General features: G+C 56.0%; 26 protein-coding genes and 1 tRNA gene. 9 read left to right on the top strand and 18 right to left on the bottom strand.

Going from position 1 to position 23,601, the window contains the following annotated elements:
• Positions 1–57 precede the first annotated feature (57 nt).
• Together BN1117_RS04525 and BN1117_RS04520 are read right to left on the bottom strand one after the other, a co-directional pair.
• Positions 58–1,950 (bottom strand): methyl-accepting chemotaxis protein, encoded by a 1,893-nt coding sequence (locus BN1117_RS04525; RefSeq protein WP_040095178.1) that lies wholly within the window; start codon positions 1,948–1,950, stop codon positions 58–60.
• 246 nt (positions 1,951–2,196) lie between these two features.
• Positions 2,197–2,273 (bottom strand) — tRNA-Trp (locus BN1117_RS04520).
• 201 nt (positions 2,274–2,474) lie between these two features.
• On the opposite strand from BN1117_RS04520, the gene BN1117_RS04515 reads away from it, so the two are divergent.
• The 5 genes from BN1117_RS04515 (at position 2,475) to BN1117_RS04500 (ending at position 5,405) form a co-directional block, all read left to right on the top strand.
• A complete protein-coding gene (locus BN1117_RS04515; protein ID WP_040095177.1) occupies positions 2,475–3,017 on the top strand; it encodes a hypothetical protein in 543 nt (180 codons plus the stop codon).
• Between the two features lie 99 nt (positions 3,018–3,116).
• Positions 3,117–3,314, top strand: a complete 198-nt coding sequence (locus tag BN1117_RS19620) for a hypothetical protein (RefSeq protein ID WP_167334813.1) — start codon at positions 3,117–3,119, stop codon at positions 3,312–3,314.
• The gene (gene pyrB / locus BN1117_RS04510) at positions 3,295–4,215 is read left to right on the top strand and encodes an aspartate carbamoyltransferase (protein ID WP_040095175.1); all 921 of its coding nucleotides are present in this window, start codon (positions 3,295–3,297) and stop codon (positions 4,213–4,215) included. The genes BN1117_RS19620 and pyrB overlap by 20 nt, the downstream gene beginning before the upstream one ends.
• 16 nt (positions 4,216–4,231) lie before the next feature.
• Positions 4,232–4,696, top strand: a complete 465-nt coding sequence (gene pyrI / locus BN1117_RS04505) for an aspartate carbamoyltransferase regulatory subunit (RefSeq protein WP_040095173.1) — start codon at positions 4,232–4,234, stop codon at positions 4,694–4,696.
• 217 nt (positions 4,697–4,913) lie between these two features.
• Complete coding sequence (locus tag BN1117_RS04500; protein ID WP_040095172.1) at positions 4,914–5,405, top strand: arginine repressor; 492 nt, start codon at positions 4,914–4,916, stop codon at positions 5,403–5,405.
• Positions 5,406–5,535: 130 nt separating this feature from the next.
• On the opposite strand, the gene BN1117_RS04495 is transcribed toward BN1117_RS04500, so the two are convergent.
• From BN1117_RS04495 to arcA, 4 genes are all read right to left on the bottom strand, one after another.
• The gene (locus BN1117_RS04495) at positions 5,536–6,942 is read right to left on the bottom strand and encodes a YfcC family protein (protein ID WP_040095170.1); all 1,407 of its coding nucleotides are present in this window, start codon (positions 6,940–6,942) and stop codon (positions 5,536–5,538) included.
• A 122-nt stretch (positions 6,943–7,064) separates the two neighbouring features.
• Positions 7,065–8,069, bottom strand: a complete 1,005-nt coding sequence (gene argF / locus BN1117_RS04490) for an ornithine carbamoyltransferase (protein ID WP_040095168.1) — start codon at positions 8,067–8,069, stop codon at positions 7,065–7,067.
• A 79-nt stretch (positions 8,070–8,148) separates the two neighbouring features.
• Positions 8,149–9,075: a carbamate kinase gene (gene arcC, locus BN1117_RS04485; RefSeq protein WP_040095166.1), complete on the bottom strand. Its 927-nt coding sequence runs from the start codon at positions 9,073–9,075 to the stop codon at positions 8,149–8,151.
• 62 nt (positions 9,076–9,137) lie between these two features.
• On the bottom strand, positions 9,138–10,358 hold the full coding sequence (gene arcA, locus BN1117_RS04480; protein ID WP_040095164.1) for an arginine deiminase: 1,221 nt from the start codon (positions 10,356–10,358) through the stop codon (positions 9,138–9,140).
• Positions 10,359–11,105: 747 nt separating this feature from the next.
• Between arcA and BN1117_RS19615 the strand changes: the two genes are divergently transcribed.
• The 3 genes from BN1117_RS19615 to BN1117_RS04470 all read left to right on the top strand — a co-directional run bounded on the left by BN1117_RS19615 (position 11,106) and on the right by BN1117_RS04470 (position 12,397).
• Entirely contained in the window at positions 11,106–11,279 is a 174-nt protein-coding gene (locus BN1117_RS19615; protein WP_167334812.1) for a hypothetical protein, read from the top strand.
• Between the two features lie 100 nt (positions 11,280–11,379).
• Complete coding sequence (locus BN1117_RS04475; protein WP_040095162.1) at positions 11,380–12,027, top strand: nucleotide-binding protein; 648 nt, start codon at positions 11,380–11,382, stop codon at positions 12,025–12,027.
• A gap of 1 nt (position 12,028) precedes the next feature.
• Complete coding sequence (locus tag BN1117_RS04470) at positions 12,029–12,397, top strand: hypothetical protein (protein ID WP_040095160.1); 369 nt, start codon at positions 12,029–12,031, stop codon at positions 12,395–12,397.
• A gap of 721 nt (positions 12,398–13,118) precedes the next feature.
• Here the strand turns inward: BN1117_RS04470 and hemN are convergent.
• The 4 genes from hemN to BN1117_RS04450 all read right to left on the bottom strand — a co-directional run bounded on the left by hemN (position 13,119) and on the right by BN1117_RS04450 (position 17,018).
• Complete coding sequence (hemN, locus tag BN1117_RS04465; RefSeq protein ID WP_040095158.1) at positions 13,119–14,492, bottom strand: oxygen-independent coproporphyrinogen III oxidase; 1,374 nt, start codon at positions 14,490–14,492, stop codon at positions 13,119–13,121.
• Positions 14,493–14,523: 31 nt separating this feature from the next.
• Positions 14,524–14,964 (bottom strand): DUF2489 domain-containing protein, encoded by a 441-nt coding sequence (locus BN1117_RS04460; protein WP_040095157.1) that lies wholly within the window; start codon positions 14,962–14,964, stop codon positions 14,524–14,526.
• Between the two features lie 11 nt (positions 14,965–14,975).
• Positions 14,976–15,563: a Der GTPase-activating protein YihI gene (gene yihI, locus BN1117_RS04455; protein ID WP_040095155.1), complete on the bottom strand. Its 588-nt coding sequence runs from the start codon at positions 15,561–15,563 to the stop codon at positions 14,976–14,978.
• Positions 15,564–16,400: 837 nt separating this feature from the next.
• On the bottom strand, positions 16,401–17,018 hold the full coding sequence (locus tag BN1117_RS04450) for a c-type cytochrome (RefSeq protein WP_040095153.1): 618 nt from the start codon (positions 17,016–17,018) through the stop codon (positions 16,401–16,403).
• Between the two features lie 142 nt (positions 17,019–17,160).
• Between BN1117_RS04450 and yihA the strand changes: the two genes are divergently transcribed.
• Positions 17,161–17,817 (top strand): ribosome biogenesis GTP-binding protein YihA/YsxC, encoded by a 657-nt coding sequence (yihA, locus tag BN1117_RS04445; RefSeq protein ID WP_040095151.1) that lies wholly within the window; start codon positions 17,161–17,163, stop codon positions 17,815–17,817.
• A 484-nt stretch (positions 17,818–18,301) separates the two neighbouring features.
• Here the strand turns inward: yihA and spfP are convergent, their stop codons facing one another.
• The 8 genes from spfP to dprA all read right to left on the bottom strand — a co-directional run bounded on the left by spfP (position 18,302) and on the right by dprA (position 23,600).
• Positions 18,302–18,349, bottom strand: coding sequence for a small protein SpfP (gene spfP / locus BN1117_RS20045; RefSeq protein ID WP_462101308.1), 48 nt, complete (start codon positions 18,347–18,349; stop codon positions 18,302–18,304).
• A gap of 243 nt (positions 18,350–18,592) precedes the next feature.
• Positions 18,593–18,853 (bottom strand): DUF1488 family protein, encoded by a 261-nt coding sequence (locus BN1117_RS04440; protein WP_040095149.1) that lies wholly within the window; start codon positions 18,851–18,853, stop codon positions 18,593–18,595.
• Positions 18,850–19,671: a shikimate dehydrogenase gene (aroE, locus tag BN1117_RS04435; RefSeq protein WP_040095147.1), complete on the bottom strand. Its 822-nt coding sequence runs from the start codon at positions 19,669–19,671 to the stop codon at positions 18,850–18,852. Before aroE ends, BN1117_RS04440 begins: the two co-directional genes overlap by 4 nt.
• A gap of 103 nt (positions 19,672–19,774) precedes the next feature.
• Entirely contained in the window at positions 19,775–20,683 is a 909-nt protein-coding gene (gene hemF, locus BN1117_RS04430) for an oxygen-dependent coproporphyrinogen oxidase (RefSeq protein WP_040095145.1), read from the bottom strand.
• A 112-nt stretch (positions 20,684–20,795) separates the two neighbouring features.
• On the bottom strand, positions 20,796–21,356 hold the full coding sequence (tsaC, locus tag BN1117_RS04425; protein WP_040095143.1) for an L-threonylcarbamoyladenylate synthase type 1 TsaC: 561 nt from the start codon (positions 21,354–21,356) through the stop codon (positions 20,796–20,798).
• A 49-nt stretch (positions 21,357–21,405) separates the two neighbouring features.
• Positions 21,406–21,963, bottom strand: coding sequence for a DNA topoisomerase family protein (locus BN1117_RS04420; RefSeq protein WP_040095141.1), 558 nt, complete (start codon positions 21,961–21,963; stop codon positions 21,406–21,408).
• A 55-nt stretch (positions 21,964–22,018) separates the two neighbouring features.
• Positions 22,019–22,492 (bottom strand): DUF494 family protein, encoded by a 474-nt coding sequence (locus BN1117_RS04415; protein ID WP_040095140.1) that lies wholly within the window; start codon positions 22,490–22,492, stop codon positions 22,019–22,021.
• The gene (dprA, locus tag BN1117_RS04410; RefSeq protein ID WP_040095138.1) at positions 22,485–23,600 is read right to left on the bottom strand and encodes a DNA-processing protein DprA; all 1,116 of its coding nucleotides are present in this window, start codon (positions 23,598–23,600) and stop codon (positions 22,485–22,487) included. The genes BN1117_RS04415 and dprA overlap by 8 nt, the downstream gene beginning before the upstream one ends.
• Position 23,601 lies beyond the last annotated feature (1 nt).

The following is a 23,601-nucleotide window of genomic DNA, read 5'->3' as shown; positions in this document are numbered from 1 at the left end:
GTTTGTCAGCAGTCTGAGCCCGCGGGCTGCCCTTTCTGTTGCCGGTGTGGCGGGATGTCAGAGCCGGAAGCGGCCGATCTCCTGCTCCAGCCGCTCGGTCAGCGACTTGAGTTCGGCCGCCTGCGCCGCCTCGTTGCCCGCCTGCTCGGCCAGCTCTTGGGAGACGTGGCGGATATTCTCGGTATTGCGGCTGATCTCGCCGGTCACCGAGGTCTGCTCTTCGGCCGCCGCCGCGATCTGGGTCGCCATGTCGCTGATGGCACCGATCGCTTCGTTGATCCGGGCCAGGCTCTGGTTGGCCGCTTCCGCATCTTCGACGCTGGTACCCGCCAGCTGACGACTGGTTTCCATGCCGCTCACCGCGCGGCGGGTGGTCTGCTGCAGGGTCTCGATCATCTGCTGGATCTCGTCAGTGGAGTCGTGAGTGCGGCGCGACAGCACCCGCACCTCGTCCGCCACTACCGCGAAACCACGGCCCTGCTCACCGGCCCGCGCCGCCTCGATGGCGGCGTTGAGCGCCAGCAGGTTGGTCTGCTCGGCGATGCCGCTGATGGTGGCCAGAATGCCGCTGATCTTCTGGGCGTGGGCATCCAGCTCCACAATGATCTGGCTGGCATCAGCCACCTCGTCTGCCAGCCCTGTGATGCTGTGCTGACTCTGGCCAACCTGGGATTGACCGGCGACTGCCAGTGCGACCGCATCGGTGGCTGTAGTGGCGGCAAACTCGGCATTGCCGGCGATCTCCTGGGTGGCAGAGGCCATTTCGGTCACCGCCGTCGCCACCATCACGATCTCGTCCTGTTGCTGGCGTACCCGCTGACTGCGTGAGTGGGCCCCGGCCGCCTGGGCACGGGACTGGGCCGCCAGCTCGACGGTCACATCCCGCAACCGACTGACGATGCCATGCAACCGCGCCACGAACTGGTTGAAGCTCTGGGCCAACTGACCCACCTCATCCTTGCTGTGGGTATTGATATGCACGGTGAGATCTCCCTCGCCGTGGGCAATGTCGTGCAGCGCGCCAGCCACCCGACCGAGATCGGCAAACAGGAACTTGAACATGGCGGTGAGCAGGGCGCTGAACACCAGCAGCAGCACCAGGGTCAGTCCCACCAGCTGCCACAGCAGGGAAGCGAGCGGCGCCTCCAGCACGTCGCGATACATCACCATGGCCAGCAGCCAGTCGGTGCCCGGCACTGGTTGCACCGCCAGCAGCACATCCCGCCCGTCGAGGGTGGCGGCGTGCAGCTCGCTGTTTTCGCGGCCCCACTGCTGGAAGGTGGCGGCAGAGAGTCCCGGCGCCAGCTCGGCGATGGGCTTGAGTGCCAGATCCTTTTGCGGGTGACCGACGATGAGGCCACTGCTGTCGAGCAGCATGGCGTAGCCCTCACCCTGCACCTTCATCGCCAGCACTTCGTCGATCAGCTTGTCGAGGGCCAGGTTGGCCCCCACGGCGCCAACCAGCTGACCCTGATGCCGCACCGGCTCGGAGAGCGTAACAACCAACTTCTGCATGGTGACGCTGACATAGGGAGCGGTAACGATCAGCTGCCCCGCTTTCACCGCATCCTGGTACCAGGGGCGCTCGCGCGGGTCATAGTTGCCGGTGTTGAGGGAGGGATCCTGGCGGGTCATCACCCCCTGCGCGGAGCCAAAATAGGTGAGCCCGAAGCCACCCGAGGTATAAGCCTGCTTGAGGTGCGGCACCAGCTCTGCCTGCGGATTGTCGGCAATCAAGTTGACCAGCGCATGCACTGCGTTCTTGCGGTCCGCCATCCAGTCACCGATAGCCGACGAATAAGCGTGACCATAGTTGACCGCCTCGCTCTGGATGGCGCTCATAGTGCGAGATTTGAGGGTGTGAAAGGCAACGATGCCAAGCAGTGATGCCATCAGCAGCACCACGCCAAGACTGGTGGCCAGCAGCTTGCCGCGTAAAGAGAGGGTCATGACGACGAATCCTTGTTGTTGTGACGGGGCAGGGAAAGACCCTAGTCTAGCAAAGGCTATCGGCCGCAAGATGAACAGACTTTAGTGAATCTGTATATTTTCCCATCGCACAACAACAGAACGCGCTATTAGTGTGAACCAGATCGCTATTCCATGCTATCCAACGGCGGAGTGATCAAAGAGAAGGAGAAATGGCGAACGCCGGAAATGCGAAAGGCCAGCTCAATGAGCTGGCCTTTCTAAAAATGGCAGGGGCGGCAGGACTCGAACCCGCAACCATCGGTTTTGGAGACCGCTGTTCTACCAATTGGAACTACGCCCCTGCAACAAACGAGGCGTAGTATACAAAGTGGAGATCAAAGGTAAAGGTTTTTTTTACGCTTTCGATGCGATTGCACAAATCCCGAACAAGTCGCGATTATTTGTGCAGCAAAGCGGGATAACTTGCTGTATTTGCAGCCCTGCCGGGGTAGGAATGGGACATAAATGGGGGTAGGGTGAAATCAGGTACCGGGAGGCCACTTATGCTCAATTACCGATTGCTCCAACAACTGGCGCCCCTCAATTTCAGGGATGAACGCAAAACAGAGCCCCTGCCCGCCTATCTTGAACGGGTCGCGCCGCTGGTGCCCTTTATTCCTGAAAATGTGCTCTCCCAGTGGATTTACCGTCATTGGCGCGGATTTGAGTCCAACTGGAGCTTTATCGATCTCGCCAGCCATCAGTTCACCTGTGAAAGCTGGCCCACCGCGCAGATTATCGGGCAGATCGACTCCCGCCATATAGAGGTGATCGAACGCTGGGGGGAGATGCTGCGCAGCAATCGCTATGTACGCCGCTCCTGGCTCGGCGAGAAAATGCTGAACGACGGCACCTGGCCGGAACCTGTCATCGTACTGGCACCGGAAGAAGGTGCCAGCTACCCGAACGGCCATCCCCTGCCGCAACCCTACTGCCTGCTGGAAGGGCACCACAGACTCGGTTATTTGCGGGCCATGGCTCGCGATGGGGAATCACTGCAAGAGACGCACAAGGTATGGATTTGTCGTCCTGTTCACATCATTTAAACGTTTTTCATGCTGAAATTGGCATCGGAAATAAAATTTTGACAATTAAAAAAGCGGCCCTATAATCTGTCCGGTTTTGAAAAAGGTCGGGATGAAACGATGCAGTTTTTGATTCAGAAAACAGCCTTTCAAACGGGTGGTACGCACCAGAGCGGCCCCGTTGTTTCCGGTTCCCACCTCAAAGATCTCCAGTTTTTTTTAAAAAAAGCCCCTGTTTCAGGGGCTTTTTTTTGTGCCCGAAAAACCTCCAATAATGATGTCAAAGGGAATGCAGACGATGACCAATCCACTCTATAAGAAACATGTCATCTCCATTTCGGACCTGACCCGGTCAGAAATGGAACTGGTAGTCTCAACCGCACAACGGTTGAAGGCTGAACCTGACACCAGCCTGTTGAAAGACAAGCTGGTTGCCAGCTGCTTCTTCGAAGCCTCCACCCGCACCCGCCTCTCGTTCGAGACCGCGGTCCAGCGCCTTGGCGGCAACATCATCGGCTTCGCCGACGGTGGCAACACCAGCGCCAAGAAGGGCGAGACGCTGGCTGACTCCATCAAGATCATCGGCTCCTACTCCGATGCTGTGGTGATGCGCCACCCGAAAGAGGGTGCCGCCCGTCTGGCCTCCGAGTTCTCCCGGGTACCGGTCATCAACGGCGGCGACGGCTCCAACCAGCATCCGACCCAAACCCTGCTCGACCTCTTCTCCATCCGGGAGACACAAGGCAGGCTGGACAACCTCAACGTCGCCTTCGTCGGTGATCTCAAGTACGGCCGCACCGTCCACTCGCTGGCCCAGGCTCTGAGCCTGTTCAACTGCCGCTTCTTCTTCATCTCCCCGGAAGCGCTGGCGATGCCGGACTACATCTGTGAAGAGCTGGAAGAGAAGGGCATCCAGTTCAGCGTGCATGAGACCATGGAAGAGGTGATGCCGGAGCTGGACATCCTCTACATGACCCGGGTCCAGAAAGAGCGCTTCGATGAGACCGAATACAAGCACATGGCTGCCAAGTTCGTACTGGAGTTGGCCACTCTGGAAGGGGCCAAGCCCAGCATGAAGATCCTGCATCCCCTGCCCCGCGTTGACGAGATCGATGTGGCGGTCGACAAGACCCAACATGCCTACTACTTCCAGCAGGCGGAAAACGGGGTCTATGCACGCCAGGCGCTGCTGGCACTGGTACTGAACGAAACTGTTTAAGGGAAAGGGGAATAACATGTCTGACAAGAACCAACTGCAAGTCGAAGCCATCCATCACGGCTCGGTCATCGACCACATCCCCGCCGGCCAGGGCATCAAGATCCTCAAGCTGTTCCAGCTGGTCGAAACCCAGGAGCGGATAACCGTCGGCTTCAACCTGAAATCCGGCGCGCTGGGCAAGAAGGATCTCATCAAGATTGAGAACACCCGCCTGACCGAGCAGCAGGCCAACCAGCTGGCGCTGTTCGCCCCGAAAGCGACCGTCAACATCATCGAAGACTTCAATGTGGTGAAGAAGCACCAACTGGAGCTGCCAGAGTTCATCGCCGGGGTGTTCCACTGCCCCAACTCCAACTGCATCTCCCACAACGAGCCGGTAGACAGCTACTTCCGGGTGCGCGAAGTGAAAGGGGTGGTGCGGATGAAGTGCAAATATTGCGAAAAGTCTTTCACTCAGGAGATCGTCAGCGAACGCTACTGATTTTCAGACACAAAGGAAATCCAAATGGGCCCCTCTGGGCCCATTTTTGAACCCTGTCACATCACCGAATTTCCAGTCAGCTATAATTTGCCATCCCAAGATGGTAATACCCGTTCATTGCCTGCATATAGATGGATTGTCAGTGTTTCTAGCTGATAACCGACCACTATGGCAGATATCGCGCGATTGCCGTCGATCATCATCAAAGGAATTCGCCGTGGTCAAAACCCTCAGTCGTCCCGTTGCCCAAGAGCCCGATCTGGCCCAGCTGGATGCCTGTCGCCAGATCATCGGTCAGCACTGCTACAGCACCCAGGAAGAGATCCGCCGCGAGCTGTCAGAACGCGGCTTTGCCGACATCAGCCAGTCCACCATCTCCCGCCTGCTGCGCCGCCTCGGCGTCGCCAAGGCCCAGAATGCCAACGGCAAGAAGGTCTACACCCTGGTCGACGAGCAGCTGGAACCCGCCGGCAGTACCCGCTCGATCCACGACATGGTGCGCGAAGTGGTACACAACCAGCAGATGGTGCTGATCCACACCACCCCGGGAGCAGCGACCGTGGTGGCCCGCCTGCTGGATCGCAACGCCCATCCGGAGGTCATGGGTGCCGTTGCGGGCAATGACGTGGTGCTGGTCGCGCCGCGCCATATCAGCCGCACCCGCCAAGCTCACGCCGCCGTGGTGCGCACCCTGGCGCAGGCCCGCTAACCCTCCCCCAAATGCATCGAGGCGACCCGCGGGTCGCCTTTTTGTTGCCTGCGATTTCCTACCCATCACTTCTTGCGTCCATAAAAAAACGGGAGCCTGCAGGCTCCCGCTTCATCTTGCTTGTTATACCTCAGGAGAGCAAAGCCCCCAGGCTCAAGCTGACCACGATCAGCACGGTCAGGATACCGAGCAGCGGGGCTACCCACTTCAGCCAGCGTACATAAGGCACTTTGGCGATAGCCAGACCTCCCATGACCACGGCGGAGGTTGGGGTCACCAGATTCACCAGACCGGAGGCAGACTGGTAAGCAGTCACCACCAGGTCGCGGCCCACGTTGGCGAAGTCGGCCAGCGGCGCCATGATTGGCATGGTCAACACGGCCAGACCGGAAGAGGAGGGCACCAGGAAGGAGAGCACCACTTCCAGCACGAACATCACGTTGATAAACACCACGGTGGAGAGGCCGGTCACGATCCCTTCTGCGCTGTGCAGTATGGTGTGGGTGATCATGCCGTTATCCATTACCACCACGATACCGCGGGCGATACCGATGATCAGCGCCACCCCCAGCAGGTCGCGGGCACCATCGATAAAGTTGGAGGTCAGCTCCTCTTCGCTCATGCGGGAGATAAGACCGACGATGATGGCGGCAGCCAGGAACACGCCGGAGATCTGCGCCATCCACCAGCCCAGCACGGCCACCCCGTAGATCATCACGGCGAAGGCAGCGACGAAGATACCCAGCACGATTTTACGGGTCAGGGTGAACTCCAGCATCTGGTCGCTCTTGTTGCCAAGGAAGTGGGCACGGTTCTCTTCCCACTTATCAGCCACCAGGGATTTGCTCGGATCGTTGCGCACCATCTTGGCGTAACGCATGACATAAGCCACACAGAGCAGCCAACCGGCGACCAGCATGGCGACGCGCAGCCAGATACCATCGGTGAAGGAGATACCGGCCGCGTTGGCCGCAATCACAGTCGCAAACGGGTTGATGGTGGAACCGAGAGTACCGATACCGGCGCCCAGCAACACGGTTGCCGCCGCCACCACAGGGTCGAAACGGGCGGCCATCATCACCGGTACCAACAGGGTGTAGAAGGGCAGCGACTCTTCAGCCATGCCGTAGATGGTGCCGCCTGCGGCGAACAGCGCCATCAGGATCGGGATCATCCACTCTTCCCGGCCACGCAGACGGTCGGTAACACGTTCAATACCGGCATCGATAGCGCCAGTCTTGGTCACAATGCCAAGAAAACCACCGATGATCAGGATAAAGAGGGAGACGTCAATGGCGCCCGCCTCGTAGGTCTCGTGATTGTAGAGGCCATCGATAGGTGCCAGCAGCACGTCGACAATCCCCTGGGGATTGGCCTCTACCTGCTTATAGGTCCCTGCCACCGGCACTTCTTTGCCGAGGGCTTCGTTCATGGTCATTTCGTATTTGCCGGCCGGCACTATCCAGCTCAGGGCGGCCACCAGGGCGATCAGCACAAACAGTATCGTGTAGGCTGACGGGAACTTGAATTTGGTCATGGTCCAGCTTCCTTCTGTGGGGTGGTATCCATGCAGGCTGCGGGTTGTAGGGTTGGAGGTATTATGCCGCTGTCACATGGTCGAAAAGCCGGGAGTCGCCCCCCGGCACCACTACTGCGACCTTAGTCGCCCAGCGTAGCAACCATCACTGCCTTGATGGTGTGCATCCGGTTTTCGGCCTCATCGAACACGATGCTGTGCTCGGATTCGAACACGTCCTCGGTCACTTCCAGGCCTTTCATGCCATATTTGTCAGCCACTTCCTTGCCCATGGTGGTCTCGTCGTTGTGGAACGCCGGCAGGCAGTGCATGAACTTCACATCCGGGTTCTTGGTGGCGTTGATGACATCCATGTTGACCTGATACGGGGTCATCAGTTTGACACGCTGATCCCAGGCTTCTTTCGCCTCACCCATGGATACCCAGACGTCGGTGTAGAGGAAGTCAGCACCCAGCACACCCTCTTTCACATCTTCGGTCAGGGTGATGCGTGCGCCGGTCTCTTCGGCGATCAGGCGGCACTTGGCAACCAGCTCCTCTTCCGGCCAGAAGGCTTTCGGCGCGACCAGACGGATATCCATGCCCATTTTGGCGGCGCCGACCATCAGGGAGTTACCCATGTTGTTGCGGGCATCACCCAGGTAGGCGAACTTGATTTGATCCAGACGCTTGCCCTTGCCGTGCTCCAGCATGGTCATGAAGTCGGCCAGGATCTGGGTCGGGTGGAATTCGTTGGTCAGGCCGTTCCAGACCGGAACACCGGCGTAGGCACCCAGCTCTTCCACGATCTCCTGACCGTAGCCGCGGTATTCGATACCGTCATACATGCGACCCAGCACACGGGCGGTGTCCTTCATAGACTCCTTATGACCGATTTGGGAACCGCTTGGGCCAAGGTAGGAGACTTGTGCCCCCTGGTCGAAGGCCGCCACTTCAAATGCACAACGGGTGCGGGTAGAGGTCTTCTCGAAAATCAGGGCGATGTTTTTGCCGGTCAGGTGTTTGCGCTCATAGCCACCGTATTTGGCTTTCTTCAGGTCGATGGCCAGGTCAATCATGTATTGGATTTCGCGCGGGGTGAAGTCCAGCAGTTTCAGGAAGTTACGGTTACGCAGATTAAAAGCCATGATGAGTTCTCTCTATATATGTTGCAGACCAATTTAGGCAGTAGTGTTGACTACGCATTCTCAGTACAGATATCGGTAATTACGCATGTACGGTGCGGGTAGCGACGATATTGGTGCCAGCTTCCCCCTTGAGGATGGCGAGACCATCTTCCAGCGAGCCGATGCCGACCATGCCGCCGGTCGCTTTGACAAATTCACAGGAGGCTTCGACTTTCGGCCCCATGGAGCCGGCATCGAACTTGACCCCGGCCAGCTCGTCCGGGCTGGTGATCCGCAGCGGGTGCTGGGTCGGTTTGCCCCAATCCAGATAGACGGCATCAGCGTCGGTCAGGATCAGCAGGGCGTCGGCCTTGATCTGCTTGGCCAGATAGGCGGCAGACATGTCTTTGTCGATGACGGCTTCGATGCCGGTCAGGCTCTGACCATCCCAAGTCACAGGGATGCCGCCACCACCGGTACAGATGATGAGGTGGCCCTGGGCAATCAGGGTTTCGATAGCATCACCCTCAACGATGCGCTGGGGCAGCGGGGAGGGCACGACGCGGCGGAAGAACTTGCCGTCAGCCTTGACCGCCCACTGTTTCTCGGCCGCCAGAGCGCGGGCTTCCGCCTCTTCATAGACGGGACCGATAAATTTGGTCGGGTTGGCGAAGGCAGGATCTTGCGGGTCGACCTGCACCTGAGTCAGCAGTGCGGTGACATTGCGACTCGGCATCAGGTTTTTCAGCTCCTGGATCAGCATGTAGCCGATCATGCCCTGAGACTCGGCACCCAGCACATCCAGCGGATAGGGGGATACCTTGGTGTAGGCGCTGTTTTGCAGAGCCAGCAAGCCGACCTGCGGGCCGTTGCCGTGTACCAGCACCACGTTGTAATCCTCCGCAATCCGGGCGATGGTCTTGGCGGCAGTTGCGATGTTCTTGCGCTGGATATCCGCCTCAAGGGGCTCACCACGACGGAGCAGAGCATTGCCACCCAGAGCGACGACGACAGTTGGTTTTTTCATAGTGGTTAATCTCGAGTTTGTTTCTGTGTGGCGCCAGCCTCTGCCGGCGCCACGCCCTGTTATCAGATGCCGTCACGTTCCATCGGGCAGCTCATGCAGCGGGCACCGCCGCGGCCGCGGCCCAGCTCTTCGCCCGGGATAGGCAGCACTGTGATACCGGCCTTGTCGTACTTCTCGTTGGTGTAGGTATTGCGCTCGTAACCCACCACCACACCGGGACGTACGGTCAGCACGTTGTTGGCGTCGTTCCACTGCTCCCGTTCGGCCTCGAAGCTGTCACCACCTGTGGTGATAAGCTTGAGCTGATCCACACCCAGTGCCTTCTCGATGGCGGTAACGAAGTAGCCCTCTTCCTTGATGTTCATACCGGTTGCGCCGCCCGGGGTCAGGCTCCAGCAGTTCACATCTTTGCGAATGACCTCCGGATAGACAGAGAAGGTGTCTATATCCATGTGAGTCATAACGGTATCCAGGTGCATGCAGCTGCGGTGCTTCGGCAGTTGCATGGCGATGACCTGCTTGGCCTGACCGTGTTTGAACAGACCGCGAGCCAGGTGCTCGACACCTTGCGGGGTGGTGCGCTCGGACATACCGATCAGCACGGCACCGCGGCCGATAACCAGGACGTCGCCCCCCTCGATGGTGGAGTTGTCGTAGTCACGCTCCTCGTCACCGAAGTACTTGATGAAGTCCTGACCGGCAAACTGCGGGTGCCAGCGGTAGATGGCCTTCACATGGTTGGTTTCGCGACGACGGGCCTGTTTGGCCATCGGGTTGATGGAGACGCCACCGTAGACCCAGCAGGAGGTGTCACGAGTGAAGAGATGGTTGGGCAGCGGCTCGATGATGAAGTCGGTCGGCGCATGCATGCCGACGACCATGTTGACGCCGCTGTAAGGCATTTCGGAGTAGGTCAGGCCGCCGGAGAGAATGCGCGCCAGCTCGCGGTGCGGCATGTCTGCCAGGAAGCAGCGCACGTCGTTGGCAAAAGAAGTACCGAGGCGATAATCAGAAACCTGATTTTGCAGCAGCCAGGCCTTGGCTTCCGGCACGTCGAGGGTCTCGGCCAACAGATTGGTCAGCAGGAAAACTTCGACATTTTGATCGCGCAGAACTTGAGCGAATTTGTCATGCTCCTGACCGGCACGTTCAACGGACAGGACGTCATCAAACAGCAGATCCTGACAGTTGGAAGGAGTCAGACGCTTCAGACTGAGGTTGGGGCGGTGCAACATGACGCGGCGCAATTGGCCAACTTCAGAACCTACATAAAATTTGCTCATGATTATATTCCGTCTAGCAGTGGTCCCTGCGAGTGATTGAATAGATTCCTTCTATTCATGCTCATGGCTAAGGCGGGATATTCTTTATGTAGGGTACTCAGCTTGTGTTCTATCCTGCCCTTGCCTTTCGAGACCGAGGTTAGACCTGCCAACCAACGAAAACCTAGATATTGATCACATTCACTCAGAACTGAATATATTCACCATTCAATCTATGACTCCAGTAGCAATTTACGCATTTCCACCCCAGCAAACCCTGAATATCCATGCAAAACGACCCCGATATGTTTCAGGTTGATTCAACTTTTATTCATGTAAGCTCACTGGCAAGATTAAATGCAAAAATAAAAAACACTTAAAAATCAAAATTATATATGCATCTCAAAATGAGATCTGAATATTGCGCCCTGCTTATTGAATACATCATCGTAACGAGAGGAACGCCAGGGGAATAAATACTCATATTGACCACATGCACTGCATAAATCTTTTCTTGTCCCAGATCATGGCATTGATGCCAACCCCATCAGGCCCAGCCTCATCAGCTACCACCTCTTTGTGCGGTTCAATTTAATATGCACAAAGTCCGCATCAAGGCTGGCAACCCGCCTCGTTCATCAGCACAACGCCTCTTGATACTTTTTTCATTAATTGAATTTATTCGTCTTACCTTGTGCTGCTGCCAACCTCGGCTTAACTCAGAAAGTGATCCAGATCACACAGGAATAGCACTACCAAGGAGTTGTTATGAAGATGAAACCCATGCTGTTGCTCGCGACTTTGCTGCTCTCTGCGCTTCCCACCCTCAGTCAGGCTGAAGGAGCCCCGGCCATACCCATGGTGGTATGCCATGTCGACAAGGCCCCTCAAATGCTGATGCCTGAGTATGTCTGCCGCTGGCAGGGAGGCCACGTTCATTAGTTGTTGAAGCGGCGAGAGGAGCGGCACTCCTCTCGCCTTGTGATGAGACTGGCCCCTCCTATACTGGAGTAAGCAGTTTTCTTATGGATAGGGGAACGTCATGATCTTGCTGGTCGGTGGAGAGAAGGGGGGAAGTGGCAAGAGCTGCCTGGCACAAAATCTGGCGGTCTACCTCAGATCCCGCTTTCAGGGGGAGGTATTACTGGTCGACTGCGATCCACAGCGTACCACCTCCGACTGGATCCAGGAGCGCAATGACAACCCGGACCTGCCCCAGATAAATTGCGTGCAGCTCTACGGCAATATCCGCAACGACCTGATCAGTCTGAAAAACCGCTACGACTACGTCATCGTCGATTGCGGCGGTCAAGATAACCGGGCACTGCGCTCCACCATGGCTGTCGCCACCCACGCCCTGATCCCGCTTCGCCCGAAACGGCGGGATCTCAAAACCCTGCCCCATATGGAAGATCTCATCACCACCTGCAAGATGGTCAATCCTACGCTCAATGCAGCAGTGGTGCTGACCCAGTGCCCCGCCCTGCCCAATCAGGTAAAACGCATTCTGGAGGCTAAAGAGGTCTGCTCCTCGTTCGGTGTCGATGTCCTGAATGCCATCACCTATGGCCGCAACATCTACGACGACAGCGAAGAGAAGGGGTTGTCGGTGATGGAGATCGAGCCGGATGGCAAATCCGCCGAAGAGATCCGGGCCATCGCCAAAGAGTTCCTGCAAGTGGGGGTGTGAGATGGGTCTGGCGGATCTGAAGAAAAAGCATCAGCTGCATCACCAGAAGAAGTTTACCGTTGACGAATTTATCGAAGATGCGGAGTTCTATGCCAAGGGCACACCCAAGGTGGTCAGCCTTGAGTTAAGTCTTCATAGGGATGAGTCCTTGTCGGCGCTAGCCTTTATCGAGAGTGGCGAGCACCTGAAGCCCAGCTTTAAAAAAGCGACCTTCTCCATGAGTACGGCCGCTATCGATGAGCTGGGTAATCTGACTCAGCAAGATGGCATGAACAAGTCCCTGTTGCTGCGCCTCTTTACCCACTACTTCTCTTCTCTCACCCCGGAAGAGCGCCAGACCATCTATGAACGCCTCAATCAGCGCTCATAGTCTCTCCATTCAGCCGCTCTTTTCCACCTCGCCCACCTACTCCGATTGACCATCATCAGAGCACTAAATTTGTTTCCAAAGCAACCAACATGCTACGTAAGAGATCTGCCATTCAATGTGTAAGCAAACAACCTGAAAGACCTCCGAGATAATCGGAAGATAAGGTCTTAAAATATGAAGGTGGTTCACTTAATGCCATGTTTATAAATGAATAAATCGAAACACACCACTTTCGAAACAGCTAATAAAAAAAACGTTTTCCAATCTGGCATTGTCGCCAGTTAGAAAATCCTTATAGTTACTCATGCACGGACGCAATGAAGTCGGTCAGGAAGACTGGCTGCCAGGGTTGGGCAAATGGACTCACCACAGGATGTGGTAAAGGACACCTCCCGGGATGGAGAAAGTGCGACGGGACAGGATGACTCGTCAGGCCAAGATGGCTAAAGGACACCCCAAAGGATTGGGAAGGGGAAACCTAAAGGAAGAGGTAAAAAGTCAGGGATTGCAGGGAGCAACTTCGTTCAAGGACCTGAGCGATATGACTACCGGGGGCGACGCAAGTCGCCCCCATCTTTTTATCTCCGCTTCACCACCTCATTGCTTGTCTCAGCCCCGCACCTTCTCGCCAGAATCTTACCGCCCGCGGCTTAAGCAAAAATAGATATGAAAAGGGCGCCAATATGACGCCCTTTGCAATTTCTACCGAGATAAACATCACTTATATCACGCGTGAGAACTGCTGCTGGCGCGCCTTGTTGCGCAGATAGACATCGAAGCACATGCAGATATTGCGGATCAGCAGCTGCCCCGTGGAGGAGACCTCCAGACCATCCTCCCTCATGCGCACCAGCCCATCGCTGATGAAGGTCTGCAGCAGCTTGAGATCCTCAGCGAAGTACTCTTTGAAGTTCAGACCAAATGCCTGCTCTATGGTCGTAAAATTCAAACGGAAATCACAGATAAGTCGCTTGATCACCTCACGGCGGATCAGATCATCCTGATTGAGCGAGCAGCCTTTCCACTGGGCATGACCCAGCTCTGCAACCTGTGCGTAGTAGGTCTTGAGCTCTTTCTGGTTCTGGGAGTAGGCATCACCAATCATGCTGATGGAGGAGACCCCCAGCCCCAGCAGATCACAATCTCCCTGAGTGGTGTAGCCCTGGAAGTTGCGGTGCAGCTTGCCCTCGCGCTGCGCCACCGCCAGTTCGTCATCGGGTTTGGCAAAATGGTCCATGCCGATGAACTGGTAGCCCTGACCGGTGAGGAAGGCGATAGTATCCTGCAGCATGGCCAGCTTCTCCTGCGGAGCAGGCATGTCGTCTTCTTTCAACTTGCGCTGGGCGGCAAAACGACTCGGCAGATGGGCATAGTTGAAGATGGAGAGCCGCGCCGGATCCATCTTGAGCACCTCTTCCAGCGTATGGTGGAAGCTGGCACGATCCTGATGCGGCAAACCGTAGATAAGGTCAAGGTTGGTCGATCGAAAGCCAAGGGCGCGGGCCCGCTCCAACATGGCTTTAATAAAGTCATTGTCCTGCTCGCGGTTAACCGCAACCTGCACATCCTTGTTGAAGTCCTGCACCCCGAGGCTGATGCGGTTAAAACCGACATCTCGCAGCACATCCAGCATGGTCATGGCGATCTCGCGCGGATCGACCTCGATGCTGAACTCCCCCTCTTCGGCGAAATGGAAGTGCTCACGCAGCATAGCCATCAAACGGCGCGTTTGTGCTTCATCCAGATAGGTGGGTGTACCGCCACCCCAGTGCAGCTGGGTGACCAGACGATGCTTGAAGAGCGGAGCCTGCGCCTTGACCTCCTGCTCAAGATAGTCGAGGTACTCGTCAGCCTTGTGCTGATGGCGGGTAATGACCTTGTTGCAGCCGCAGTAGTAGCAGAGCTTGTGACAGAAAGGGATATGTACATAGAGCGACAGATTGCGCTCGGGATACTGGCCGGTAGCGCGGACAAAATCCGGATAGCCGAAGCACTCGTTGAACTCCAGCGCAGTGGGATAGGAGGTGTATCGCGGGCCACTATAGTTATATTTCTCGATCAGGGCCTGATCCCACACAATCTGTTCTGCTTGCACGCTCGCTTCCTCTCTGGTTGTTATTGTTGGCTCACCGACCTAACTGAAAACCCTTAAGTTGGGCTACATCCTTGAGGATCTGTGCTTCCAGCTCCGCCTCGTAACCGCTGCGTTCGAGATCCATCTTCATCACTTCATTGCGCTTGAGGGCGCGCCTGGCCTCATGAGTCGGCATATCTTTCACCTTCTCATACAACCCGTACAGACCCGGAAACTCGGTAGCGAACGCCCGCCCTCCTTTGATCTGCAATGCATTTAGCAGATTGGTCAGCCGAATGGCACCTTCGGAGTAGTCACACTGCCCCTCCTGCACCGCATGGGCAATAACCCGCACACTCTCCAGAATGCGTTCATTGCGATCGGTTATCGCCTGCCACTGCATCGCTTGCTGTCGTCTCAGTCTGGCCAACAGCATGCCTGCGTAGATGGCCAACCCTGTCACAATCAGGCCGCCCAACAGGGCGGCCAGCATCCATCCACTCATCACTTTTTCTTCGGCTCAGGCTTGGGTTCAGGTTTGAAATCGACCTGGTTGAAACGATCCCACAACTCCTCTTCGGAGGCCGGTTTCTGCTCGTCAAACTCGGCGTCATCGCTATCATCAAACGGCAGCTCGTCATCTTCATCATCGTCGTTGTCGATGATGCCCAGCTCATCCATCAGCTCCTGATAACGGTCGACGCGCTGATCAACCCAGGCCTGCTCGGCCGCTTCCAGGGTTTCACCGGCATCGAGACGATCCAGCAGATCATTCAAGCGGTCATCGTTTTCGATAGAGGCCAGCTCCTGCTCTGGCGTCATCACCAGCTTCTTCTCTTTCACTGCCTTGGGTACGGCTGGCTTCTTCTGTGTGTCATCTACCACCAGAACTACCGGTTTGCGAGAACCGATACGCGGATCTTTAGACTGGCTGTTACCAGACTTGTTCTTCGGTTGTTCAACTTGCTGACGAGAACCCGCCTTCAGGCCCTTGCGCTTGGCAGCCCGTTTACGCTCACGACCTTCCTGAGCACTGACATCAGATTCTTTGCGCTTGCCAGTAGGCTTGCGAGTGGGTTGTTTAGCAGACATGAATGGCTAACTCCGAAAAATAACTGGATTGACCCGTACCCGGGATGATCTCACCCGGTGGGATACGATACGAGGAACAGTAAGGCTGGAACAAGAGCTGGATCCCGCACCAATTCAGCCCAATCAGGCCACTGAACACCGCAGGATCGGTATCCTCTGGGCATGTTGCTGGTATTTTGACACAGAATGGCTAATCGGGTTAATGACCCAAAAGAAAAAAGGCAGCCGAAGCTGCCTTGATATGTTCATGCGTGCGCCATCCTGAATGGCAAAACAATCTGTTTCGTCCTCTCCGTGACAACTTGTCGCCGCATCATATCGTTGTGTGGTCATCCTGACCTTTATTGGTCGTTCCTGAATGTGCGTGTGCCTGTTTGACCCGTCTAGACCGCATCCTGCCATCGTGCCGGGGAGTCTGCATCCCGCAACCCCATCCCACTCCCGAGATGGTCACCATCCTGATCCTTCAATCCTTTGCCAGCTCATCCGAGCCCATGGCATCCCACCATGCCTGCCATCCTCTGCTCACAACACCCTGTCGTGAAACCGTTACCCAATCCGTGGCTGAATCCATTGAGACTACTCTATCAACTCTATAAGATCGCTCAATCCCCCCAAAATCTTCTCAACATACCAAAAAACATCAGAGCGAATATAAGCGACTGATAATAAAGATCTTTTTTGTTTTTATATGCAATTTTATGAGCCTTGGCCTGCCTTGATAATGGAAGATCTCTTACAGAGCGGGGGGATTAAACCGAGAATGTGTCGAAAACAATAAAAGCAACGGGAAGCCACAGCTTCCCGTTTTTAATTCCAATCGAGCGTATCGAGGTATCAGTGCAAGCCAGCCACATATTTGGAAAGGGCTTCGATATCCTGATCAGTCAGCTTCTTGGCAACGTCCCGCATCATGCCATTCGGATCGTTGTCACGAGCCCCTGCTCTGAATGCAACAAGCTGCTCCTTGATATAGGTGGGATGTTGGCCGGACAGGCTCGGATATTTCGCCTGCTCGACACCCGAGCCACGTGGACCATGGCAAGCAGCGCAGGCCGCCAGACCGCGGCTCATATCACCGCCCATGTAGAGTGCTTTGCCGACCTCGACTACATCGTCAGGGACCGCGATGGGCGTCACCTTCAGGCCGGAGAAATACGCCGCCAGGTCATCCATGTCCTGTTCCGACAAAGGTAACGCCATCGGCCCCATCACTGGCGCAACCCGGCCAATTTGACCAGAAGCGGCAGCCTTCAGTTCAACTAACTGCTTTTTGATATATGATGCGTGTTGACCAGCAATTTTGGGGTACATATCAACCAGGCTGTTTCCGTCCGGTCCATGACAAGCCGCACAAACGGCAGCCTTGGTCTGTCCCGCAGCGGCATCGCCCTTGGCTTGTGCCATCCCCGTTACGCCAACCATCAGAGCAAGAGTAATGACTAGGTTCTTCATGGCGTTCCAACTTTTCGTTATTAGGCTTCCAGATCCCATGCCGCTGAAGGCATGTTAAAATAAACGCGTTTAAGCGACGCTATTTTACACCACTTTACAAAAAAGTAACTCTATAACCCTCTATCTCCATGGGGAATTTACGTTGGATACACAAACTCTGAATTTCAATAAGGTGCATTTTGTGACCAGCGCACCCGACATCCGCCACCTGCCAAATGATGGGGGTGTCGAGATCGCGTTTGCCGGCCGCTCCAACGCCGGTAAGTCATCTGCATTGAACACCTTAACCAAACATAAGAACCTGGCGCGTACCAGTAAAACTCCTGGTCGTACTCAGCTGATCAACTTGTTTGAACTGGAACCAGGCAAGCGTCTGGTCGACTTGCCGGGTTATGGTTATGCCCAAGTTCCGCTAGAAATGAAACTCAAGTGGCAAAAGTCACTGGCGGAGTATCTGCAGCGCCGTGAGTCATTGAAAGGTCTGGTGATCTTGATGGACATCCGCCACCCGCTCAAAGATACCGACATGAACATGCTGGAGTGGAGCTCGCACCGTCAGCTGCCCGTCATGCTGCTGCTGACCAAGGCCGACAAACTGAGCCCCGGCCCGCGCAATAACCAGGTGATCAAGGTTCGCCAGGCCGTTGCCAACCTCGGTTCCCAGATCCAGGTTGAAGCATTCTCCTCCCTCACCAATATCGGTGTGGAGAAACTGGCACAAACCCTGACCGAATGGTACGTCAGTGGTGACGATACCGAGCTGCTGGACACTGACGAACAGCAACCTGTTGAGGAGTAATCTACTCCTCACTCTCTTTGCAATTGGCGGAGCACTCCTCCGCTGATTGAAAGAGTTTCAGATTACCACTTTCACCGGCCTCACGACAAATACCCCGCCCCCCCTCTCCAGCTATATCCATTACCGCATACAGTTCATATGGATAGACCATTTATTTATGCCGAAAATTAACTTTAGAGGGTATTGATAGCGTTTTCAGGATCGCTCTTTCAAGGCGAAAAATAATTACAAAAAGATTCAAAAATGAAATTTAATTACATGATGTGACTGAAAAGGATAAAAATGAGGCCGGACGACAGTGATGCCATCCAGCCTGAAATAATAAGTTCAAAAAATTGGGAAGAAGCTGAATCTTGAGTACCAGACGACAGGTATTCCTCAAGAAGCAGCTTCATTCTATCAAATGCCTCACCAATTTAAAGCATTTACTCTAAATGACACGCATAAAAAAACACCCCGACGAGAACCTCATCGGGGCAGCTATTCAGCCACATTCAATTACGTGAAATAAAAGGTCTGAAAGATAGAACATCTTACCTCTGTACCCTACGCAGACAACTGTACAGCAAAGCAGCAGAAAGTGAAAGTAATTTATGTAATTTAGTTTCACAACTTACAACTTGAGAAAAAACCTTTTATTTTCATAAAGATAAAAAAATCCCCAGTACGTATACCGGGGAGTTATAAAGGTGACTAGCTAGCACTTCCTCAACTATCTAGTTAGTCAGTGCCACTTCAAAGTAGTTCCGCTACAAAACAAAAAAACTTTTAAAAATCAGAGATAGATGGCGCCATCTTCCGCAAACTCTTGTTCTTCAATGAGTTTTTCAGCCAGGTCTTCGATATCAAAGCGCACGCTTTCGAAGGCTCTGACGATATCATCCTCCCTTGTCAGCACCAGACCGGTCATTTTCTCCAGTCGCCGCTGACTGATGTAACAATCTATCAGCGCCCCCATCTGCTGGGCAGGAAAGCGAACCCGCTGTTCGGCAGCCTGCCACTCCATCAGGTCGGGAAACAAAATACCCTGGTTCATATCACCCCCAAGTTACGCTTCAACTCTCTCAATACCTGTTTAGTCCCGGGACGAATTCCGCGCCACACGGTAAAGGCTTCGGCGGCCTGTTCCACCAGCATGCCGAGTCCATCCATGGTTTGACGGGCCCCATGCTGTTTGGCCCAACGGATAAACGCCGTATCCGAGGCGCCATACATCATGTCGTAGATAGCAATATCCGTGTGGATCAGGGCGGGGGCCAACGGCGGCAGCTCCCCTTGCAGGCTGGCGGAGGTAGAGTTGATGACGAGATCGAATGACCCTGCCAACTGCTCATAGGTCTGGGCAGTCACATGCCCCAGATCGCAGAATTCGGCAGCCAACTGTTGCGCTTTTGCGTGGGTGCGGTTGGCGATCACCAGCTCGCTCGGCGGCTCTGCCAGCAGCGGCGCCAATGCACCACGAGCCGCGCCGCCGGCACCCAGCAGCAGGATCCGGCTATCCGCCAGCATCACGCCGTGGGACTTGAGATCGGCAACCAGACCGGCGCCATCGGTGTTATCCCCCAACAACACGCCATCATCGGTCAGCTTGATGGTATTGACCGCGCCCGCCCGCTTGGCCCTTGGGCTCAAGCGATCGACCAGAGTGAATGCCTGCTCCTTGAAGGGAACAGTGACATTGCATCCCTTGCCCCCTTGGTCAAAGAAGGTGCGCAGGGCTTGGGCAAACTCATCCACGGCGGGTTCAGCCAGCCCATACTCCAGCTCTTGCTGGGTTTGTCTGGCAAACAGGGTGTGAATGAAGGGGGACTTGCTGTGGCGCACCGGGTGGCCAAAAACCAGATAACGATCCATCAAAGAGTTCCATCAGAGGGCAATATTCCGATTTAACGGGTTTTCGCACTCGGGAACAAGCCGAATATCGGCCAGTAAAAAGGGGCCATCATGGCCCCTCGGTTCACAGCCATTTTCGCGGCGTGAGGTAATCGCTGTATAGCACAGCTTCAGGAGTGCCCGTCTGTGGCTGCCAGTCATACTCCCAACGTGCCAGCGGTGGCATCGACATCAGGATCGACTCGGTACGTCCGCCTGTCTGCAACCCGAACAGGGTGCCACGGTCATACACCAGATTGAACTCCACATAACGGCCGCGACGATAGAGCTGGAACTCCCGCTCCCGCTCGCCATAGGGCAGCGCCTTGCGTCGTTCGATGATCGGCAGGTAGGCATCGAGATAACCCCGACCTACCGCCTGCATAAAGGCAAAGCAGTCAGCAAAGGGCCAGCGATTCAGATCGTCGAAGAAGAGACCGCCCACCCCTCGCGTCTCGTTGCGGTGTTTGAGGAAGAAGTAGCGATCGCACCAGGATTTGAACTCGGGGTAGATCTCATCACCAAAGGGCTGGCAGAGATCATGGGAGACCTGATGCCAGTGCTGGACATCCTCGGCAAACGGGTAGAAGGGCGTCAAATCGAAGCCACCGCCAAACCACCAAATAGGCTCTTCACCCTCTTTCTCGGCGATGAAGAAACGGACATTGGCGTGGCTGGTCGGCACATAGGGGTTGTGCGGATGGATCACCAGCGACACGCCCATCGCCTCGAACTTACGACCGGCCAACTCTGGCCGATGGGCCGTAGCAGAGGCAGGCATGGCATCGCCATAGACATGGGAGAAGTTGACGCCCCCCTGCTCGATCACCGCGCCGTGGCGCAACACGCGGGTGCGACCACCGCCACCGCCTTCACGGCACCAGGCATCTTCCACAAAGTGTCCACTGCCGTCGGCCAATTCCAGACCACGGCAGATCTCGTCCTGCAACTGCAACAGGAAGGCCTTGACCTGGGCCACATCCGGTTTGCTCATCTTGTCTCCAGTCAGGCAGGATCGTGAACGCCCTGTCCATTCTTATCGTTGAATCAATCCGATGAGCTCACCGCTCAGCGGATTGATAGCAAATCATGACGTATCCGCCAGCTCAGGAAGGGCGAATAATGGCGCCGGTTCGGGCGTCCTTGATCTCGGAGGGGTTGGCTTGACCGCCCACTTCACCAGGCAGGATATAGGCTAACTTGCTTGCCAGCCGCTCACCGATATCGGCTACCCGACGGGCAGGCTCCTCACCGGTCAGGTTGGCGCTGGTAGAGACCAGCGGCTTACCAAAGGCACGGCACAACGCCTGCACCTGAGGATGAGCCGTTACACGTACCGCCAGGGTCTCGAACTGCCCGGTAAGCCAGGCCGGCGTAGTCGCTCGAGCCGGCATAATCCAGGTAAAGGGGCCAGGCCAGCTGGCTTCAACCCGAGCCAGTTGCTCACCGCTAAGCTGGCTCAGATCGATGTAATCCTGCAACTGCGCCACGTCGGCAGCAATCAGGATCAACCCCTTCTCCACCGGCCGCTGTTTGATGGCCAGCAGTCGCTGCACCGCAACTTCGGAGTCGGGATCACAACCAAGACCAAACACGGCCTCGGTCGCATAGGCAATGACTTGCTGGTTATTCAGGGCGGCAACTGCCTCTTCAAACTCTGGTCTCATGGCTCACTCCGGCACGCTCGTGGCGGCCTGATCTATCAGGGAGGCTGGATTATATCTGCTCACTCTGGTGGCCGCATTTCTTTTGCGGACAGGCCCAACGCAGAGTTCCCCTCACTTTTTTTTCTACCATGATACCCCAGCCACACTGCGGACAAGGCATGGGTACCGGTTTGTCATTGAGCACATACTTGCACTGCGGATAAGCATCACAGGAGTAAAACTGCTTGCCGTAGCGGGAGGTACGGCTAACCAGATGACCCTTGCCACACTCGGGGCAGAGGATCTGGGTATCGTCACGCTCCTGCAGGGATTCGATGTGCTGACAGCCCGGATACTGGGTACAACCGACAAACAGACCGTAACGCCCCTTCTTGATCGCCAGCGGCTCTCCGCAATCGGGACAGGCAGAGCCTTCGAGCACCTTTTCGATGTCGCGGCCGGATGGCGTCAGGGAGCGGATGTAATCACAGGCAGGATAGGCAGAACAGCCGAGAAAGGGACCATGTTTGCCCTGGCGGATCACCAGCTCGGCCCCGCACTGCGGGCACGGCTCGCGCTCGAAGGCATGTTCGTGGGCTGAAAAGAGGTGATGATCGATTTTTGACATGGGCCGCGCCTTGAAATCCAGATGGCCTGAATTCTACCAGCGCGGCACCGGACTGTCAGTGAATGACGCCGTCTGACTCATCAAACACCAGCTCTTCCATCTGCTGGTAGGCATTTTCACTGCCTGGTACGTTGAACAGCACCATCATGACGACCCACTTCAGGTCATCCAGCTCGATATCCGGCTTGTCCAGCTCGAGCAGGCGCTCGATACAGATCTCGCGGGTTTCGGCATTAAGCACCTGGGCCTGCTCCAGAAACAGCAGGAAGCCGCGGCACTCGGTGCTCAGGCGTGCCAGCTCTTGTGGGGCATAGATACGCATCGAGCCCTGTGCGCTGGCGGCGACATAGACCTCCCGCTCACTGTCATGCAGATTGGCCAACCGTTCCAGCCAGTCGAGCGCCTTATCGATCTCCTCCTTGTCAAAACCAGCGCGGCTCAGTTCATCGGTGAGTTCGTTCTGTTCGACCGTCACATCTGCATCACTGTGGATGTAGGTCTCGAAAAGGTACATCAATACATCAAACATGATTCGCCCTCCTCGCTCTGACGTATCCACCGGCTACCGCTATCACTGCACCGGCCAGCTCCAGCTCTACCAACCTGCCCAATACCACTTCGACAGGAAGCTGGGCCCGTTCGGCAACGGTATCCACGCTTGTGGTCTCGTAATCTACGTTATCCAACAAATCGGCATAAGGCAATTCGCTATTATGCGGTTGCTCAGATGGTATGACCGACGGATGTGGCCGTGCGACCCACTCTGGCAGCTCTTCCACTATATCGGCCGCACTCAGCACAAGTTTGGCCCCCTGCTGAATTAATCTATTGCACCCTATCGCCTGGGCGTTTTGCGGGGCGCCGGGCACCGCAAACACTTCACGCCCCTGCTCCAGTGCATAACGCGCGGTGATCAGCGAACCGCTCTGCTCGGTCGCCTCCACCACCAGGGTGCCCAGCGACAGACCACTAATAATACGGTTGCGACGAGGAAAATGTTCAGCCAGCGGCCCTTTATCCGGCGCCAGCTCGGAGATAAGCAAACCACCGTTTTCCAGAATCTGGTCTGCCAACCCCATATGCCGCTTGGGATAGAGAGTGTCGAGACCCGACCCCAACACAGCGAGGGTAATGCCGCCAGAAGCCAGCGCCTGCTGATGGCACACACCATCGATACCCAGCGCCAGGCCCGAGGTAATGGCCAACCCGCTGCCGACCAGCTCGCCACAGAGACGGGACGCATTATCTTTGCCTGCATAGGTTGGATGGCGTGTTCCCACCATCGCCAGCTGGGGCAGTGACAGCGCAGCAAGAGCTCCACGACAATAGATCAACAGGGGGGCTGCGGGGATTTCCAACAACAAGGGTGGATAAAACGGGTGGTCTTGCGGAATAACGACATTGTCAGGCAAGGTGGCCCAAGCCAGGCTCTGCTCAACCACAGGCGAGGGCCAGCGCAGCTGCTTGATCTGCTCTGACGACAGACCCACACCACGCAGTTGCGCCTCATCGCTCTGAAACAGGAGATCAATGCTTCCACCGACCCGCTCCAGCAGGCGCGCGGCAGTCACCGGACCGATACCGGTGACCGCATCAAGGGTTAGCCAGAGCGCAAGGCGCGCGTCAGGGTAGTTCACG

The organism is Aeromonas australiensis (genome assembly GCF_000819725.1).
Classification (GTDB): Bacteria; Pseudomonadota; Gammaproteobacteria; order Enterobacterales; family Aeromonadaceae; genus Aeromonas; species Aeromonas australiensis.
The sequence above is the reverse complement of the archived record's forward strand: the minus strand, read 5'-3'. Positions and strand labels throughout refer to the sequence as shown.